Here is a 17,626-nt window from a genome sequence, read left to right as displayed (position 1 = left end):
CATAATGGTACGGTGCCCGAGCTGCCAGACCTCACCGCCCTGCTGTCGATCGTCGAAGAGCGCGACCCCGACGCCGACCCCCTCACCCGCCTCACCGTGGCCGAAGGGGTGCTGTCCGATCTGCAGGGCATCGGTGACCGGTTGCTCGGTTACCTGGTCGAGCTGGCCAGGGCCGAAGGCTGCTCGTGGTCCGACATCGGTGACCATCTCGGCATCAGCCGTCAGGCCGCGCAACAGCGTTACGGCCGCCGCTGGTCCAGCCTCACCGTCGCCGATCTCGCCCAGTCAGGGGCGTTCGACCGTTACACGGCTCGGGCCAAGCAGACGCTCGAACGCGCCGAGGCTCACGCCCGTCGCCTGCGACAGTCCGCCGTCGGCGCGGATCACCTGCTGCTCGCCATCCTGGACGATCCCGACACTCTAGCCGTACGGGTCATCGCCGCTCAGGACGTGGATCCGTCCGCGATGCATGCCGACCTCGCCCGCAGCCTGACCACCGGTTCGGAAGTGACGGCGACGAGCCCCGCCGCGCCTGGGACCACGACGGCGAGCCTGGCCGGGCGCGGGACTTCGGCGGCGAGCTCCGCAGAGCCGACGGCGGCGCTTCCGATCGGGCCCGAGGCCCGGCGCGTGCTGACGGCCACGCTGGCCGAGACGGCCGAGTTGCGGCACAACTACGTCGGCACCGAGCACATGCTGCTGGGCCTGCTGCGCGACCGGTCCAGCACGTTCCTGCGCGATCACGGGATCGACCTGGAGCCGACGCGGGCGGCCGTACGCGCGGCCCTGGAGGCGTTCCTGCGCTCACGGGAGTCGTGACCAGCTAGGGTCATCGATAGGTCCGGCCTATGGGAGCGGAGCAGCACGTGGACGTCCGGCAGCTCGAATACTTCCTCGCCGTCGTCGATCACGGAGGGTTCAGCAAGGGCGCGCGGGCGCTGTTCATGGCTCAGCCCTCGCTCTCGCAGGCGATCAAGGCGCTGGAGAAGGATCTGGGCAGCCAGCTCTTCCACCGCGTCGGCCGGCGCGTGGTGCTCACCGACGCGGGGCGGGCGCTGATCGAGCCGGCCCACCAGGTCGTCCGCAGCATGGAGGTGGCCAGGGCCAGCGTGGCCGCCGTCCAGGGGATGGTGCGTGGCAGCGTCGCCATCGCCGCGATGCCGTCGCCGGCGGTGGAGCCGCTGAGCAGCATGATCGGCGACTTCCGCCGCCTGCACCCGGACGTGCGGGTCGTCGTCAGGGACGCGCCGGTGCCGCAGGCGGTGATCGAGTCGGTACGTACGGGCGTGACGGAATTGGGCCTGCTGTCGGCCTGGGAACTGCCCACGGTCTCCGACGTGCGCCTGCATCCGGTGGAGGAGCAGCGCTTCGTGCTCGTCGCCGCGCCCGGCGGCCCCTTCGAGCCCGCCCGTACGCTGCCCCGGGAAAGCCTGGCCGGCCAGCGCCTGATCGTCGGCGAGCACGGCACCGGCCTGCGCCGCCTGGTGGAGGAGATCCGCGCGTCCGGTGTGGAGGTGTCGATCGCGGTCGAGTCGGAGCACCGGGAGTCGTTCCTGCCGCTGGTGCTCAAGGGGGTGGGCGTCGGCGTGCTGGCCGAGGCGTGGCGGACGCTGGCGGAGCAGGCGGGCGCGCTGGTCTTCGACCTCGACCCGCCGGCCTCGCTGCACCTGGCCATGGTCAGCAGGCAGAGCTGGCTCACCCCGGCCGCCACCGCGTTCCTGGAGACGGCACGCGCTTATAGGCGCGGCCTATAGATCGGATCAGCGGCTCATCTTGGACGTTTCCATCGCCTGCCGCTTGAATCGAACCCATGACGACGCATGACATCGCCGTGATCCCCGGAGACGGCATCGGGCTCGAAGTCACCCCGGCGGCCCTGGAGGTGGCGCGGGCCGCGGGCCGGCGGCACGGATTCGAGCTCCGGCTCACCGAGTTCGACTGGTCGTGCGAGCGCTACCTGCGCGAGGGCACGATGATGCCCGCCGACGGCCTGGAGCGGCTGCGCGGCTTCGACGCCGTCTTCCTCGGCGCGGTCGGCTTCCCCGGCGTGCCCGATCACGTCTCTCTGTGGGGGCTGCTCATCCCGATCCGCCGTGCTTTCCAGCAGTACGTGAACCTCCGCCCGGTACGCCTGTTCGACGGCATCGAGGCCCCCGTACGCGCCACTGACATCGACTTCGTGGTCGTCAGGGAGAACACCGAGGGCGAGTACAGCGAGATCGGCGGCCGGATGAACCGCGGCTTCCCCGACGAGATGGCCGTTCAGGAGGCGGTGTTCACCAGGAAGGGGGTGACGCGGGTGCTCGACTACGCCTTCGGGCTCGCCGGTCGTCGTGGCGGCTACCTGACCTCCGCCACCAAGTCCAACGGCATCGTGCACACGCTCCCGTTCTGGGACGAGCTGGTCAAGGAGCGCGCGGCCGAGCACCCCGGCGTGCGCTGGGACCAGGAGCACATCGACGCGCTCTGCGCCAAGCTGGTGCTGGACCCGTCCCGGTTCGACGTGATCGTGGGCTCCAACCTGTTCGGCGACATCCTCAGCGACCTGGCGGCGGCGGTGACGGGCAGCATCGGCATCGCGCCGTCGGCCAACCTCAACCCGGAACGCGAGTTCCCGTCCATGTTCGAGCCCGTGCACGGCTCGGCTCCCGACATCGCCGGGCGGGGGGTGGCCAACCCGATCGGGGCCATCTGGTCGGCCGCCATGATGCTGGACCACCTGGGGCATGCCGAGGCGGCCGAGCAGATCGTGGCCGCCATCGCGACCGTGCTGGCCAAGGGTGACGTGCGGACGCGTGACCTGGGCGGGACGGCCGGCACGGACGAGTTCACCCAGGCCGTTCTGGCGCTGCTGGTATAGCTGGCACTACCACGGATCTCCCGGCTGCGGGATCGATGATCTTCCGGGAGTTTCCGTAAGTTTGACCGCATGATCCCCGTACGTACTCGCCGGTGGACCGGCGCCTCCGCCCTTGCCCTCGCCGTCCTCTACGGCCCGTCCATCGCCCCGGCGCAGGCCGACGCCGCTCCGGCCCCGCTCCAGGACGTGCTGGACGACCTGGTCGGCAAGGACAAGTTCCCCGCCGTGCAGGCCTCGGTCCAGGACCGTCACGGCAAGATGACCGATTACACGGCGGGCGACGACGTGCCGGCCGACGGGTACGTGCGCATCGGCAGCAACACCAAGACCTTCACCGCCGTGACCGTGCTGCAGTTGGTGGGCGAGGGCAAGATCAAGCTGGACGGGCCGGTCGAGACGTACCTGCCGGGCCTGCTGCGCGGCAAGGGCGTCGACGGGCGCCGCATCACCGTACGCCAGCTCCTCCAGCACACCAGCGGCCTGCCCGAGTACACCGACTTCCTGGCCAAGGGCGCCCTGCCCTACCAGCACACCTACTTCCAGCCGCGCGACCTGCTCGATCTGGCGCTGAAGAAGAAGGCCCAGTTCGAGCCGGGCGACAAATGGGTCTACACCAACACCAACTACATCGTGGCCGGCCTGCTCATCGAGAAGGTCACCGGCCGGCCCGCCATCGAGGAGATCACCAAGCGGACCATCGACCGGATCGGCCTGGCTCACACCTACTTCCCGAACGTCGGCGACCAGACCCTGCGCAGCCCGCACGCCAAGGGCTACCACCGCGACGACCCGGCCAAGCCGCGTACCGACGTCACCACGTTCGAGCCGTCCCAGGCGTGGACCGCCGGGCAGATGATCTCCACGCCCGGCGACCTCAACCGCTTCTTCTCCGCCCTGCTCGACGGCAAGCTCCTCAAGCCCGCGCAGCTCAAGCAGATGCGCACCACGGTCAAGGCCCCTGAGCTGGGCCCCGGCGGCCGATACGGCCTCGGCCTCAGCGCCGTCAAGCTGTCCTGCGGGGGCACGGCTTGGGGGCACGGGGGCGCCATCCCGGGCTACTACACGACGAACGCCGCCACCGACGACGGCCGCGCCGCCGCCATCGCCGTCACCCACCTCCCGGAGACCCAGGAGGCCCGCGACCACGTCGAATCCGCCCTCGACGCGGCCCTCTGCGCCAAGTCCTGAGCCGTCACCGGGCAGCCGACCGCTGCCCGGTGACCTGAGCCCTGCGCTGGTGACCGCGAAATCTCAGCGGCTCAAGGTGCGCCCTGATCGAGGTTCTGCGCGATGAGCTGGTTACGCGCCTCCTCGACCTGCCGCATGATGCGGTGGGCCCCGCACGTCTCGGCGGTGGCGTACGCCTCCTGGGCCAGCGCCACCGCGTCGTCCCGCCGGCCCTGCGAGGCGGCGATGTAGATCAGCCCTACCTGGTCGGCGGCGACACCGGCCAGCAACCCGATCTTCCGGCGCAGCCGTGCCGCCGCCTCCAGGCGTTCCCGGGCGGAGTCCAGCCGGCCTGCGGTATGGTCGGCGATCCCCAGGTGCCGCAGGGCCTCCGACTGGGTGTACGGGTCGCCCGCGGCCGTGGCCAGCTCGTACGCCTGCTCAAGGAGAGGGACGGCGCGGTCCAGGTCGCTGCGTACGACCTGGTGGAAGCACCCCTCCCAGAACACCGACTCCGCCTCGCCCGCCGCGTCGCCCAGCGTCCGGTACAGGCGGGTGGCCCGCTCGAACAGCTCCAGCTCACGCGGATCCTCGCGCCGGTCGTCGAAGAACCGCGCGTGCAGGATCCGTCCCCGGGCCACGGCGAGATCGGCTTCGACCTTGTCCAGATCCCGCTCCGCCGCTGCCAGCTCACCGACCTCGCCGGCGAAGACAGCGCGCTCGTAGGACAGCTTGGCCCTCTCGATCGGTCCTTCCACAGCTGCTCCGCTCACCTCGGCGACACCCCTCGTACGCGGTCCATGAGACCGTGCTCCGACGATCTCGACAAGCCTTCGGCCCCCGCAAGTCCAGGAAGCGCTCATGGCTCGCGGTGAACGATCGACTCATCGCCGCGACCCGGATAGGTCATGATGAGCAGTCGCTGGCCGGCCCGTTGCCGGCCCTTCTCGGACAGCCAGGCGTAGTGGACGCGCACCCGGTAGTGGCCCTCGCCGCGTGAGGCCAGGTCGGGGAGCGTGACGCCGGACAGGCCGTCGCCGAATACGAGGGTGCCGTCGCGGCTCTCGTACCCGGCCTCCACGACGTGATCCCAGCCCTTCGTCTCGACGGGCGGGCGGCGGTCGTAGGTCTCGGTGGTGACGCACATGCGTAATTCGGTGTTGACGAGGATGATGAGGCGGCCAGGTGCGGTGACCACCAGATCGCCCTCCTCGGCCCGCCACACGGGGTCGTCGTCCAGGTCGGCCTCCTCGTCGTACGCCTCCAGCGACAACTCCGTCCACACCGGCTTCTTCTCCCTGACGGCCCGCACCGGCTTGATCCTCGGCCGGTGGCGGGGAGCCTGGTCGCACATGGCCTGCTCCTCGGCCTCCCAGGCCGCTATCTCGGCCTCCTCCTCGGCCACCTCCGCATCGAACTCCGCCGCGACCTTCGGGCAGATGTCCTCCAGGAGGTACCTCTGCTCGCGCAGGTTGATGCCGTACGCCTGCTTGAAGGCCGCCTCCTCGCGGGCGTCGCCGCGGGTGTAGACAGCGCACATGCGGTGCCCGTACGCGATCAGCCGCTGGTCGGGCATGCTCGGGTGGAACGGCGGGGCGTCCAGCTTCCGTACGGCGCAGACGAAGGCCCGCTCGCCGGTCGCCTCCGGGTTGTTCTCGCATTCGTCTTTCGTGGTGGTCGGGCCGGGCGTGTGGTCCGACACGGGTACGAGGGCCAGCAGCGCGACCGTGGCCAGGCCCGCCAGGGCCAGCTGGTACGGCTTTCGGGGGCGGGGTCGTTCGCCGTACAGGAAGAGCAGGATGAGGGCGGAGCCGGTGAAGGCGGCGCTGTGCCAGAGCGGGGAGATGCCTGGCCCGGAGTCGAGTAGCGTATCCAGAAAAATACGGACAGTGATGTCCGGCGGCGCGGGCTGGCTCTCCCCGGTGACCGCAGTCACCACCCCGGCCACCGCCGCCAGCGATAACCCCCCGATGACCCCCTGCCGTAACCTCCCCCGACCTCCGCCCGCGCTTCTGCGCCGGAGTACGACAGCCAGCACCAGGGCCGCCCCTCCGCCACAGCCCGCGAGGAGGTCGATCAGCAGCCAGAGTTCTCGCGGGTACCAGCCCGTCCCCGAGAACCACGACGCGACCGCCCCTCGTGGTCCGATCCACAGGAACGCACCGTTCGTCCAGTTGGCCACGGCCGGGAGCAGCGGCAGGCCGACCGCCACCACTTCCCACGGCCGCAACCGGAAGGCACCCCTGGAACGCGGACGCGGAGCTCTGGGCCGGCACCCGACCTCGCTCGCGGACCGGCCGAGCCACACCACGGTGAAGACGTCCAGGAGCAGTCGGCTCGCCGCGTAGATGACGTAGGTCCGGCTGTCCGGGTAGGCGATCAGCGGCATGAGGAACGGCCCGGCAGCCATCACCGCTCCCGCCCGCAACGTCGTCCTTCCCCACCGGCCGTCCTTGGCCTGCGCCACCACGGTCAGGATCGTCGACACCACCCACGCCAGGCTGGCGCCCGGCGGAAGGACATCGAGCGTGACCCCGAACAGGTCCAGCGCCATCTCGACGAGCCCCAGGGTCGGCCAGCACAGCCCTGCCAACAGCGCGACCAGACGCAGCGTCCGGGAGACGGTGCCCATGACCCGGTAGAAGAGCACGACGACCGCGATGTGCGCGACGGCCTCAGGTGTGTCCTCGGGCCAGGGCAGTTGGTCGGTGAGCTCGATCGCCATCAGGACGTACAGCGCTGTCCGCAGCAGTAGCTGATCGCGGGTCTGGCGGGTTTCGCCGCTCCGGCCGCTGTCGCCGCTCCGGCCGCCCTGGTCACCGCCGGGGGCTGGGGCAGTGGTGACGGGCAGCGCGAGCTTGCTGGTCGTCCCGCCGCCGCGCCGCCCGGGCAGGATCTGCGCCAACCCCCAGGCCTGCGCCAACCCCACCCCGACCAGCATCACCAGCATCACGAGCAGATCCGCGTCGAATTCCTCGAGTTCGCCGGCACCTTCGGCGAACTGCCGGTAGACGAGCAGCCCAAGGAGCCGGGCGTCGCCGTACGCCACCGCCATCACACCCGCCGTGATGACCAGAACGGCGAAGACGGCGACGGCGATCCGAGAGAGGGCATGGCGAGGCACGGGAGGTTCCTGAGGCAGGGGAGGAGCAGAGGGGGAAGATCGAAACGCTCAAGATTAACGGAGCCGCCACCTCCAAGTCGATCATGAATCGGCCTGGCAGACAGCATCGAGTTGGTTATGTCTTCGGGTGGTGCTGCTTGAGCTGGTGATGGTTTATGACGTCAAGGGCGTCCGCTGGTGGGTGATCGGACGAGTGTCAGTGGGACCGCCTATTCTCTGGACTGACTGGTGATCAAGTGCGACCATCACTCCCGATTGAAGGGGCGCCCCATCATGACCAGTATCTTCACCGTGTCCGTGGACTCGGTCGAAGGCGCGACCCTCCGCGGGAGGGTGCACGTCATCAACCCCGACGTCCCATCAGTGCCGCAGAAGACCGTCTTTCCCCTGTCTCTCCTGGTGGACGCCTGGTGGAACCTGGACAACGGGTTCATGCACAACGAAGACGATGAGGAGGGCGGCGGAGAGCGATACCCCTTCACCGAGCAGCGGGGCCAAGCCATCACGGCAGGCATGCGGCTGAAAGACGAGTTCCGGAAGCTCTACGAACTCATCCTCGGTAAGGAGATAAGGGTCACCCCCGATGGGTACCTGCTCGCGGACGACGGCGAGACCATCCTCGAACCCAGGCGCAAAGCGGCAGAGGTTTACAAGCTGAGCGGGGGCAGCCGCTCCGGCTATTCCGTGTTCACTTCCGGCGACGCCGAGGAGTTCTCGCAACGCGCTGCCGACATCGTGACTTCCTATGACATCAGCCCCTATCGGAACGCCCCGCACCTGAGCGAGGCCGCAGCGCTGGAAGATCCGGAGAAGCTGGACGTATGGGATGGGTTGGAGCTGGAGGAGGACTACTCCTTCGCTGAGATCCCTTACGCAGAGATCGTGGTGACCGTCAGCGACGCGGGCTACCTGGAACACATGGTCGCCGGCATGCGTTGGGACACGACCATGACGGGGCATGTGTGCTGAGAACTCGTCACACGATTTCGCCCATGCGAAGGCGTCCCTTGGGGCTGATCTCACCATCCTCCAGGCGGGAACCGGCTTGGCCCGATAGGAGGGTGCGAGGTTGTGCGGTGGCTCGGCATGTTCTCGGGCCAGGTTGCGCCGCCCGGCGGGACGCCACCGGTGGTGTGGGGTCAGCCGGCTGGTTCCTCGCCTTCGACCAGAGGCAGGGGGCGGCGGGGGAGGAGGGTGAGGGTGCCGAGGAGCCAGTCGGCCAAGCGGTCGCGTTCGACGAGCAACAGGGGCTGGCGGGCGTTGAGTGCTTCCTCGCGGGCCTGCCGGGTGAGGTGGCCTGAGGTGACGAGGACCCCCGTATGGCCGGCGAAGGTGTTGGCGAGGGCGCCCAGGAAGTTGCGGACCTCGGGGGCTCCGACGGTCCCGCTGTAGCGCTTGCACTGGATGGCGTAGGGCTTGCCGCCGGGGGCGGTGGCGGTGATGTCGACGCCTCCGTCTCCCTTGCCTCCTCGTTGCTGGACGCGGCGGAAGCCGTCGGCGGTCATGCGTTCGGCTATCAGGTGCTCGAATTGAGGGCCGGTCATGAGGTCGACCTTGGCCAATTCGGTGTTGGCTGCCAGGAATTTCATGCGACGGGATTGGATGACCCTATACCGGAGGAAAAGGGCGCCGCAGAGGGCCACGATCGTCAGGAGGGCGATGGTGGTGGCCCAGCCCGGGTTTTCCGCGACGTATTTGACCACGGCGGTGATCGCGATGGCCGCGACGCCGATGCCGAGCAGCCACAACCCTTCGTTTCCGCCGGTCTTTCGCCGGCGTCTGCGGTGCCCTGATCTCCCCGATCGGCCTGAGCGTCCCGGTCGCCTCGCCATCAATCCCTCCCTGGGGGTCGGTCTCGCTGGCGATTATGAACGACGGCACCGACAGAAGCGGTGCCGAAGAGTACACGGGCGGTGGTATTTCAGTCCGGCTTTTTGTGAGTAAATTTCGGGTATTTCGGCGAAGGGGGAAATGGTGTAAATGGGGTTACGCAGTGACGTTGTCGGGCGACAGGAAGGCGTTCACCTGCTGCGCGAACTCCTCCGGGGTGACGATGCGCACCCCCAGGCTCTCCGCCTTCGTACGCTTGGAGCCGGCCTTCTCGCCGGCCACCAGCAACGACGTCTTGGCCGAGACGCTGGAGCTGGCCTTGCCGCCGGCTCGTTCGATCAGCTCGTTGACCTCGTTGCGGGAGAGCTGGGCCAAAGGGCCGGTCATGGTGCCGGTGACGACCACTGACATCGAGACCAGGGGGAGGTCGGCAGACGGCTCCTTGGGCTCGGCCGAGGGCGGGGTGGCGCCGGGCTCGGTCATGTTGACGCCGGCGCGGACCAGCTTGTCGATGAGGGGCGCGAGTTCGATCAGCTCGTCCACCACGACCGGGGCCTTCTCCGGGCCCATGCCCTCCACCTGCTGGATCGCCTCGGTGTCGGCGGCCCGGATGGCGTCCATGGTGGCGAAGTGGCGGGCGACGCGGCGGCTCATCGAGCGGCCGGTGCCGCGCACCCCGAGTGCTGCGAACACCCTGCTGAGCGGGCGCGACTTCGCCTGATCGATGGCCGCGATCAAATTGTCGCTGCTGGTCTCGCCCATACGTTCCAGCCCGAGCAACTGCTCCTTGGTGAGGAAGAACAGGTCGGCGAAGTCGGCGATCAGGCCGGTGTCGAGCATTTGCTGGATGCGGTTTTCCGCCAGGCCCTCGATGTCGAGGGTGTCGCGGCCGACCGCGTACGTGATGGACGCGATCGCCCGGCAGCCGCGCCCGCGCACGCACCGCCACCGCTCCTGGGAGGTGTCGATGGCGTCGCCGCAGGACGGGCAGACCTGCGGGATCGCGATCGGCTGCTCGTCGCCCGTGCGCAGGTGCACGACCGGCGCCTCGACGCGCGGGATCACGTCGCCCGCCTTGTAGACGGTCACGCTGTCGCCGAGCATCAGGCCGCGCCGGGCGATGTCGGCGACGTTGTGGAGGGTGGCGTAGGTGACGGTGCTGCCGTCGAGCTCGACCGGCTCCAGCACCGCGCGTGGCGCGATGATGCCGGTGCGGCCGGTGTTCCACTCCACGCGGAGCAGCTTGGTGATCTTCTCGGTGGCGGGCAGCTTGTAGGCGATGGCCCAGCGGGGCGCGCGGGAGCTGAAGCCGGCCTCGGCCTGGTCGGCGGCCAGGTCACACTTGATCACGATGCCGTCGATGCCGAACGGCAGCTGGGCCCGCAGGCCGGCGATCTCCCCGACGCGCTCCTGCACCCGTTCCAGCGTCTCGGCCGTGATGCCCGCGACCGGCGTGGCGGCGGTCGTCTGCACGCCCTGCGTGGCCACCCACTCCATGATCTGGCTGTGCGGCAGCTCGCGCAGGCGCGTGGCCAGCTCGGAGTCGTCGCCGGGCGACGGCACCACGCCGTAGCCGAAGAACGTCAGCTCGCACACGTAAGGCCGGTCCTGCGCGCGCAGCGTGCCGGCGGCGGCGCTGCGTGGATTGGCGAACGTCGTGCCGTCGTGTGCCGTCCGTTTGGCGCACGCCTCCTCGAACTGCGACGCGGTCATCATCACCTCGCCGCGCAGCTCCACCGTGACCGCGTCGGCCAGCCGGTCGGGGAGGCCGACGATGGTGCCGATGGCGTGGGAGACGTCCTCGCCGGCGGTGCCGTCGCCGCGCGTGACCAGTTGGGCCAGGCGGCCGTGCCGGTAGCGGGCCGAGATCGCCAGGCCGTCGAGCTTGGGCTCCACGCTCCACGCCGTGACGGGTCTGCCGAGCCGGCGCTCCAGCCCCGCCGCCCAGTCGGCGAGCTGCTCGGCGCCGAACACGTTGTCCAGGCTCAGCATGGGCACGGTGTGCGGCACGTCGCCCACCACCGCTCCGCCGGCCACCTTGCCGGTCGGCGACGACGGCAGCACCGACTCGGGGTGCTCGTCCTCGTACGCCTGGATGCCGCGGACCAGCCGGTCGTAGGCGTCGTCGTCGAGGGTCGAGGTGCCGTCCGCGTAGTAGGCGGCGGCCGAGTCGACGGCCAGCTGGACGGCCTCGGCGTAGGCCGTGTCGTCGGCCAGGGTGGTGATGGGGGGTGTCTCGGTCATGGGTCCATGATGTCGCCCGGCACCGACAAATCTGGCCCCCAGATTGCCCGTGGTTCATCTCCGGTGGTTCACGAAGGGAACTCCCCGGGTCGCCTCCCCGCCGCTCGCGGCCCATCCGGCTCGCTGGTCCTCGGGGGTACGTCTGAGCTGGGCGGACGCGGGTAGGGCGCGGGCATGGACAGGGATCGGGGAGAACGCGCGCCCGTCATCGTCGTCGGCGCGGGCATGGCAGGGCTGGCCTGCGCCGTACGGCTGCACGAGGCCGGCGTGCCGGTACGGGTGCTGGAGGCGTCCGACGGCGTCGGCGGCCGGGTGCGTACGGACGTCGTCGACGGATTCCGGCTCGACCGGGGATACCAGGTGTTCAACACCGCCTACCCCGAGGCCCGCCACGTGCTCGACATCGGCGCGCTCGACGTGCGGGCGTTCGCCTCGGGGATGATCGTGCAGGGAACCACGGCCAGGGCCAGGGTGATGCTGCCGTGGCGGCACCCCCGGCACGCGCTGAGCGGGCCGCTGTCCGGGGTCGGCACGTTGCGTGACACCGCCGTGCTCGGCGCGGTCACGGCACGCGACCTCGCCGCGCCGGCCTCCCGGCTGCGTGGCGGGCGCGAACGGCGTACCGACGAGGAGCTGCGCGCCTGGGGTATGTCGGAGAAGATGATCGACTGCCTGATGCGGCCCTTCCTCGCCGGCGTGCTGCTCGAACGCGATCTGGAGACCTCCAGCCGGGTCTTCCACCTGTTCTGGCGGTCGTTCGCGCGCGGCACCATCGGGCTGCCCGCGCTCGGCATGGGACAGATCCCGCGCCAGCTCGCCGACCGGCTGCCGCCGGGCACCATCACCTTGGGCGCCCGCGTGAGCGAGGTCACGGCCGACGGTGTCCGGCTCGCGGGCGACGCCGCGCATGACGGCGTACGGCACCCGGACGGTTCCGTGATCCACGGCCGGGCCGTGGTCGTGGCGACCGACCCCGAGGTGGCGGGGGAGCTGCTGAGTGAGATCGAGGTGCCGCCGATGCGGGCGGTGACCACCTTCTACCACGCCGCCCCGCGCTCACCCCTCGGCGAGCCGATCCAGATCATCGACGCGACCGGCGCCATCACCGACACCCTGGTCCTCACCGACGCGGCCCCCGAGTACTCCTCCGACGGGCGGGCGCTCGTGTCCACGTCGGTGCTGGGGCTGATCACCGACGAGGAGCCGGTCCGGCGGCGGCTGGGCGAGATCTACGGTGACACCTCCGGCTGGGAGCACGTGGCCACGTACCCGATCGCGGCGGCGCTGCCCGCGATGCCGCCGCCGTACCCGCTGCGCAGGCCCGTGCGGCTGCGCAGCGGGAGGTACGTATGCGGCGACCACCGCGACACCGGCTCGCACCAGGGCGCCCTGGTCTCCGGCCGCCGCGCCGCCGACGCCGGGCTCGCCGACCTCGCGCGGCGCCGTGCGGCCGATCGTCCCGCCCCCGAGCGGGCCGTTCGCTGAGCAGGCGGCGGTTCCCTCAGGGCGTTTCGCCGGGAGGCGAGGTCGTCTCGCGCAGGTAGGCGGCCACGCGTTCCTTGCCGCCGTACTCCGCCCAGCCGAGCGGGGTGGCGTCGTACCGGCTGTCCTTGATCGTGACGTCGGCGCCCAGTTCGACCAGGGTTCTGGCCGTTTCCACGTCGTCGTTCCAGGCGGCCGCGTGCAGCGGGGTGGCCCCGTGCGGGTGGTCGACGTCGAAGCCGAGGCCGGCCAGCAGGCGTACGGCGGCGGGTTTGCGCTGCTCGGCGGCGCGGTTGATCAGCTCGGGATGCCGGGCCAGCGCCCGCGCCCGCACGTCCGGGCCGAGCGCGGCCACCGCGCCGGCGTCGGCGCGCATGCAGGCGGCGGCGAACGCGTCCATCTCCTCCAGGACGGCGGAGGCGCCCGCCGCGGCGAGAAGTTCCGCCACCTCGGTGTGGCCGTTCAACAGCGCCAGCTCGTACGGAGTCCGCCCCCCGAACACCGGATGCCCGCCGATCCCGTCCACCTCGGCCCCGTGCGCGAGCAGCAGCCGGACCCGCCGCGCCCCGCCGCGCAGTGCCGCCGTGGCCAGTCCCTCCCGGAGCAACTGGCGTGGTGACTGCAGGACAGGCCCCAGCCGGGCGTACCACGGCCCGTCCCCGCCCCGCCCGAGCCCGAACTCCAGCAGCAGCCGCAGGTGCGTGGGGTCGTCGGTGAAGGAGCCGCCGAGGCCCAGGTTGTAGAGGGTCTGGCTGTCGTTGGGGTCGGCGCCGGCTTCCAGCAACAGCCTGGCCAGGGCGAGCGCTTCGGGATGCGGCGGCTGGTCCTGCTCTCCGCCGCCGAACGCGCCGGTCAGTGCGGTGAAGGGGGAGACCAGGCCGTCCCAGAGGAAGCCGGCGTTCGGGTCCGCGCCGTGGCCGAGCAGGACCTGGGCAGTCTCCACATAACGTCCCGAAGCGCCGGGCAGACGGGCGTAGGTCAGGTACAGCAGCGGCTCCCAGCCGAACGGCCCGCCCTGCGCCCGCGCCAGTCCCGGATCCGCGTCCAGCGTCGCGGCCAGGGCGTCGGCCGAGCCGGTGGCGGCCATGGTGAAGACGTTCGCGGTGGCGAGCTCCGGCTGCCGGGACAGCAGCTGCGCCGCCTCCCCGGTACGCCCCGGATGGTCGGCCCCGTACGTGAGGCAGGCCAGCCGCAGGAACTCCTCCGGCGGCTCCGCTCGCACAGGGACGCGGTGCGGTGAGCGGGTGTAGCGCTCGACGGTGCCGAGGTGCTCCTTCAACCGGGGCCAGCTCGCGAAGCCGTACATCCGGGCCGTGACGAGCTGCGCGTCCGCCAGCTTGAACGGCTGCGGCGGCCGGGGATGGAACTCGGCGACCAGCCCGCGCGCCTCGGGAGCGCCGGTCGACACCTGGCGCAGGAGTGTCTTGGCCTGCTTGCGGAGCCGTTCGAGGCTGGGGTTGTCGGGCAGTCGGTGGACGGGCACGATGGCCTCCTTTCCGTCTGGCCTGCCGTCCGCATGCTCAGGCCGGAAAAGAGGTCGGGCCGGGTCGTACCGAACCACATCAGGTGGGCTTGGCCCTTCCCGCGGACCGGGGGCGCCCTGAGAGCGCCTCCCTCACCATACGCCCCGTCAAAGAGTCCGCCGGCGCCTCCGGGAGAGTCTGCCCTTGATGAGTCGTACGTCCGTCGAGTCGCCCGCCAGATCGGCCACCCACCCGGCGACCGTCCGCAACGACGGCTCGACGACCTGGTCGCCCGACCACCACCAGCCCTTCTCCCGTGGCGGCTCGGCGGCCAGCCCCGCCGCCGCCAGCCCCGGCGGGTGCCCGGACCGCTCCCACAGCTCCTCCCACTGGCCGCGCCGCAGGCGCAGGTAGAGCAGATCCTTCAGCTCGGAGAGCACGCTGAGGTCGCGGATCGAGGTGGCCTCGGACAGGTCGAGCGCGTACAGGCGCGGGCACGACAGCAGCGGCGACAGGTCCACGGGACGGACGGTGCGCAGCGTCAGGAAGCGCAGCGTGGCGTGCTCGGCCAGCGGCGCCAGGTCGATCCGGTCCATGGCCAGGTCGAGCAGCTCCACGGGGGTGTCCTGGAGCGGCGCGAGGTCGGCGCCCGGGCAGTTCTCGACGTTCACCTGCCACAACATCGGCGCTCCGCGCACGGGGGCGAAGTCGGCCCAGGGGGCGTTGCGGATGGAGAGTTTCTGCACATGTTGGTGCAGGCCCCGCATGGAGGCGGCGTCGGTGCCGGCGATCGTGAGTTCGTCTGGTTTGTCGGACTCGTGCTCGTCCTGGCCGTCGATGTCGATCCGGATCCGCCGGCCCTGTCCCACCTCGTACGAGCCCGCCCGCAACGCCTTGACGTGCCGGCGCAGCAGGCCGGTCACCGAGTCGGCGACGTAGACGGGGCCGTCGTCGTGGTGCCTGCCCATGCGGATGACCTGGCCGGGACGCCCACCGGGGCCCGGCGCCAGGTCCACGGCCAGGTAGTCGCCGTGGGGGTCGGTGGCGAACGGGATCCAGTGCGGATGGTCCGAGGCGCGGCGGACCGCCAGCGGGGGGCCGCCGGTGCTGGTGACCAGCGGCCGGCGCAGATGGTGCCGCCAGGCGCGTCTCGCCGCCCACGTGCGGTTCTCCGGGCGGCTGATCTTCTCCAGGTGTTCCAGGCCGAACCAGTGGTGGCCGGCCAGCAGCCCCTCGCCGCCGTCGCCGTCCACGTGGGCGTAGAGGGCCTGGAGGTCCTCGGGGAGCGGGACCTGCAGCCTGGCCTCCAGCCACCGGCGATGGTGCTCGGGCAACGCCGGTGGGGGCGCGTAGGTGTCCTTGCCGCGCAGCGCGCGGTCGCGTCCGCGCAGGTACGCGCCGAGCAGGGCGACGGCCTCCTGCGGGTTGCCCGCCGGGGTGGCCATCGACGGGCCCGGCTGGTACGTGCCGGGGTCGGGCGGCAGGGCGCCGGGGCGCAGCACGTACAGGAAACCGCGGTCGTCCTCGCGCACCAGCGACTCGCTGACCACCGCCTCGAACCGGCCCCTGGCTTCGACGGTCAGCTCGATCGAGAGATGGTCGCCGCCCGCTCCGTAGTGGGTGTGGACGGCGCACAACTGCGGATGCAGGTCGATGCCGTCGCCGTCTCCCGCCGGGTCGAACCGGAACCCGTGGTGCCCCGACCCGCCGTCGCCGGTGGCGTATCCCCGCACCTCGGCACGCCGCCAACCCGCAGGTGCCGCATCGGTGATCTTCTCAGCCATGGCACGGAGAACATCGTCAATCACTCGGCACACCTCATCATCGGACAATGAGCCTTTCTAACACGCTCCGGGGAGGTCCCGAGCCGGTTGCCGGAGGCCCGTCTCCGCCGCAGGAGAAACGGCAGCTGACAGTGCCCGGCAGTGGCTGACAGCGATCCGGCAGAGCGGCCTGACACCGTTTCTTTCCATGAACGAACCCACCACGGGCGTCATCGTCGCCGGCGCCGGTCCCACCGGCCTCACCCTCGCCGTGGACCTGGCCCGCCGCGGCGTCTCCTGCCGCGTCGTCGAGCGGGCCGAGCGGCCCGCCGGCGGCTCCAAGGGCAAGGGCCTGCAGCCGCGGACGCAGGAGGTCTTCGACGACCTCGGCGTGATCGGCCGCGTTCTGGGCGTCGCGACGCCGTACCCGCCGGTGCGGGTCAGGCTGGGGCGGGTGCCCGTGTGGCAGACCCGCATGCACAGGCCCGCCAGGGCGACGGACGCGGTCCCGTACCCGACCGTGCTGATGCATCCGCAGTGGCGTACGGAGGCGGTGCTGCGCGAACGCCTGGCGGAGCTGGGCGGGAAGGTGGAGTACGGCACCGCGCTGACCGGCCTGGACCAGGACGCCCACGGGGTGCGCGCCACGCTGGGCACGGGGGAGACGGTCAGGGCGCGCTACGTGGTCGCGGCGGACGGCGGCAAGAGCCCGGTACGCAAGTCGCTCGGCATCGGCTTCACCGGCGAGACCCGCGAGGAGGAACGCGCCGCCCTGGCCGACGTGCGCGTGGAAGGGCTCGGCCGCGACCACATCCACGCCTGGGCGCGGCCGGGCAAGGGCTTCGTGGCCCTCTATCCGATGGCCGGCACCGATGCCTTCCAGCTCCTCGCCCCGCTCAAACCAGGGGTGGAGCCCGAGGACACGCTGGCCTGGTACCAGCGGCTGTTCGCCGAGCGGTCGATGCTGCGCGGGGTCCGGCTGACCGAGCTGCTGTGGTCGTCCCTCTACCGGGTGAACATCCGCCTCGCCGACCACTACCGCTCCGGCCGCGTCTTCCTGGCGGGCGACGCGGCCCACGTGCACTCGCCGGCGGGCGGGCAGGGGCTCAACACCGGGGTGCAGGACGCGTACAACCTGGGGTGGAAGCTGGCCAGGGTGCTGGCGGGGGCGCCGGAGGGGCTGCTGGACACGTACGAGGAGGAGCGGCGGCCCGTCGCCGCCGGGATGCTCGGCCTCAGCACCGACCTGCACGACAGGAAGTCGGTCAAGCGGGACGAGGAGACCTACCAGTTGTCCCTCTCCTACCGGGGCGGCTCCCTGGCCCGGCATGGCGGCGACCGCGTCCCCGACGGCGGGGTGCGGCTGGCGGACGGGACGCAGGCGCGGATGTTCGACCTGCTCAGGGGCCCGCACTTCACGCTGCTGGCGGCCGAGCCGTGGAGCGGGGGCGGGCCTGAGGTGCGGGCGTACCGGGTGGCGGAGCCGTACGGAGGAGAGCGGTACACGCTGATCCGGCCCGACGGATATATCGGGATCTCGACTTCTTCAGCCGATGATCTCGCTGGTTACCTGGCCATGGTCGTATGACGCCGACCCCGGTTGAGCTGCGGGGAAGCGGTTCTCATGAAGTTCTCAGGCGAAGTTTGTAGCACTTTCAACATAAATTTATGACTATGGGGCGATGGGGCACGC

General features: G+C 70.9%; 13 protein-coding genes. 7 read left to right on the top strand and 6 right to left on the bottom strand.

Annotation, left to right across the window (positions count from 1 at the left end; genetic code table 11):
* Positions 1-12: 12 nt before the first annotated feature.
* From ABFX54_RS19090 to ABFX54_RS19075, 4 genes are all read left to right on the top strand, one after another.
* Positions 13-819: a Clp protease N-terminal domain-containing protein gene (locus ABFX54_RS19090; RefSeq protein ID WP_346106543.1), complete on the top strand. Its 807-nt coding sequence runs from the start codon at positions 13-15 to the stop codon at positions 817-819.
* A 29-nt stretch (positions 820-848) separates the two neighbouring features.
* A complete protein-coding gene (locus ABFX54_RS19085; RefSeq protein ID WP_346106541.1) occupies positions 849-1,754 on the top strand; it encodes a LysR family transcriptional regulator in 906 nt (301 codons plus the stop codon).
* A 56-nt stretch (positions 1,755-1,810) separates the two neighbouring features.
* Positions 1,811-2,860, top strand: coding sequence for a tartrate dehydrogenase (locus tag ABFX54_RS19080; protein ID WP_346106539.1), 1,050 nt, complete (start codon positions 1,811-1,813; stop codon positions 2,858-2,860).
* Between the two features lie 69 nt (positions 2,861-2,929).
* Positions 2,930-4,048 carry a serine hydrolase domain-containing protein gene (locus ABFX54_RS19075; protein ID WP_346106538.1) on the top strand — a complete coding sequence of 373 codons (1,119 nt, stop codon included), beginning with the start codon at positions 2,930-2,932 and terminating at the stop codon, positions 4,046-4,048.
* A gap of 71 nt (positions 4,049-4,119) precedes the next feature.
* Here ABFX54_RS19075 and ABFX54_RS19070 read toward each other — a convergent pair whose 3' ends face one another.
* Together ABFX54_RS19070 and ABFX54_RS19065 are read right to left on the bottom strand one after the other, a co-directional pair.
* A complete protein-coding gene (locus tag ABFX54_RS19070; protein WP_346106537.1) occupies positions 4,120-4,785 on the bottom strand; it encodes a tetratricopeptide repeat protein in 666 nt (221 codons plus the stop codon).
* A 101-nt stretch (positions 4,786-4,886) separates the two neighbouring features.
* Positions 4,887-7,151, bottom strand: coding sequence for a hypothetical protein (locus tag ABFX54_RS19065; RefSeq protein WP_346106535.1), 2,265 nt, complete (start codon positions 7,149-7,151; stop codon positions 4,887-4,889).
* Positions 7,152-7,424: 273 nt separating this feature from the next.
* Here ABFX54_RS19065 and ABFX54_RS19060 point away from each other — a divergent pair, with 273 nt between their 5' ends.
* Positions 7,425-8,120, top strand: a complete 696-nt coding sequence (locus ABFX54_RS19060) for a hypothetical protein (RefSeq protein WP_346106534.1) — start codon at positions 7,425-7,427, stop codon at positions 8,118-8,120.
* Between the two features lie 170 nt (positions 8,121-8,290).
* Here the strand turns inward: ABFX54_RS19060 and ABFX54_RS19055 are convergent, their stop codons facing one another.
* Positions 8,291-8,899, bottom strand: coding sequence for a restriction endonuclease (locus tag ABFX54_RS19055; RefSeq protein WP_346106532.1), 609 nt, complete (start codon positions 8,897-8,899; stop codon positions 8,291-8,293).
* A gap of 238 nt (positions 8,900-9,137) precedes the next feature.
* Positions 9,138-11,225 carry an NAD-dependent DNA ligase LigA gene (ligA, locus tag ABFX54_RS19050; RefSeq protein WP_346106530.1) on the bottom strand — a complete coding sequence of 696 codons (2,088 nt, stop codon included), beginning with the start codon at positions 11,223-11,225 and terminating at the stop codon, positions 9,138-9,140.
* A 174-nt stretch (positions 11,226-11,399) separates the two neighbouring features.
* On the opposite strand from ligA, the gene ABFX54_RS19045 reads away from it, so the two are divergent.
* Positions 11,400-12,710 carry an NAD(P)/FAD-dependent oxidoreductase gene (locus ABFX54_RS19045; RefSeq protein WP_346106528.1) on the top strand — a complete coding sequence of 437 codons (1,311 nt, stop codon included), beginning with the start codon at positions 11,400-11,402 and terminating at the stop codon, positions 12,708-12,710.
* Between the two features lie 16 nt (positions 12,711-12,726).
* On the opposite strand, the gene ABFX54_RS19040 is transcribed toward ABFX54_RS19045, so the two are convergent.
* Positions 12,727-14,190 carry an ankyrin repeat domain-containing protein gene (locus tag ABFX54_RS19040; RefSeq protein ID WP_346106526.1) on the bottom strand — a complete coding sequence of 488 codons (1,464 nt, stop codon included), beginning with the start codon at positions 14,188-14,190 and terminating at the stop codon, positions 12,727-12,729.
* 147 nt (positions 14,191-14,337) lie between these two features.
* On the bottom strand, positions 14,338-15,954 hold the full coding sequence (locus ABFX54_RS19035; RefSeq protein WP_346106525.1) for an SMI1/KNR4 family protein: 1,617 nt from the start codon (positions 15,952-15,954) through the stop codon (positions 14,338-14,340).
* A 187-nt stretch (positions 15,955-16,141) separates the two neighbouring features.
* Between ABFX54_RS19035 and ABFX54_RS19030 the strand changes: the two genes are divergently transcribed.
* On the top strand, positions 16,142-17,521 hold the full coding sequence (locus ABFX54_RS19030) for an FAD-dependent monooxygenase (RefSeq protein WP_346106524.1): 1,380 nt from the start codon (positions 16,142-16,144) through the stop codon (positions 17,519-17,521).
* Positions 17,522-17,626: the final 105 nt, after the last annotated feature.

The organism is Nonomuraea maheshkhaliensis (assembly GCF_039529435.1).
Lineage (GTDB): Bacteria > Actinomycetota > Actinomycetes > Streptosporangiales > Streptosporangiaceae > Nonomuraea > Nonomuraea maheshkhaliensis.
This window is presented reverse-complemented; position numbering and strand designations above follow the sequence as displayed.

Excerpts from the sequence above, each read along its gene's own strand:
- ABFX54_RS19085 (WP_346106541.1), top strand. The coding sequence starts at position 849 with ATGGGAGCGGAGCAGCACGTGGACGTCCGGCAGCTCGAATACTTCCTC.
- ligA (WP_346106530.1), bottom strand. The coding sequence starts at position 11,225 with ATGACCGAGACACCCCCCATCACCACCCTGGCCGACGACACGGCCTAC.
- ABFX54_RS19080 (WP_346106539.1), top strand. The coding sequence starts at position 1,811 with ATGACGACGCATGACATCGCCGTGATCCCCGGAGACGGCATCGGGCTC.
- ABFX54_RS19030 (WP_346106524.1), top strand. The coding sequence starts at position 16,142 with ATGAACGAACCCACCACGGGCGTCATCGTCGCCGGCGCCGGTCCCACC.
- ABFX54_RS19045 (WP_346106528.1), top strand. The coding sequence starts at position 11,400 with ATGGACAGGGATCGGGGAGAACGCGCGCCCGTCATCGTCGTCGGCGCG.
- ABFX54_RS19035 (WP_346106525.1), bottom strand. The coding sequence starts at position 15,954 with ATGGCTGAGAAGATCACCGATGCGGCACCTGCGGGTTGGCGGCGTGCC.
- ABFX54_RS19075 (WP_346106538.1), top strand. The coding sequence starts at position 2,930 with ATGATCCCCGTACGTACTCGCCGGTGGACCGGCGCCTCCGCCCTTGCC.
- ABFX54_RS19060 (WP_346106534.1), top strand. The coding sequence starts at position 7,425 with ATGACCAGTATCTTCACCGTGTCCGTGGACTCGGTCGAAGGCGCGACC.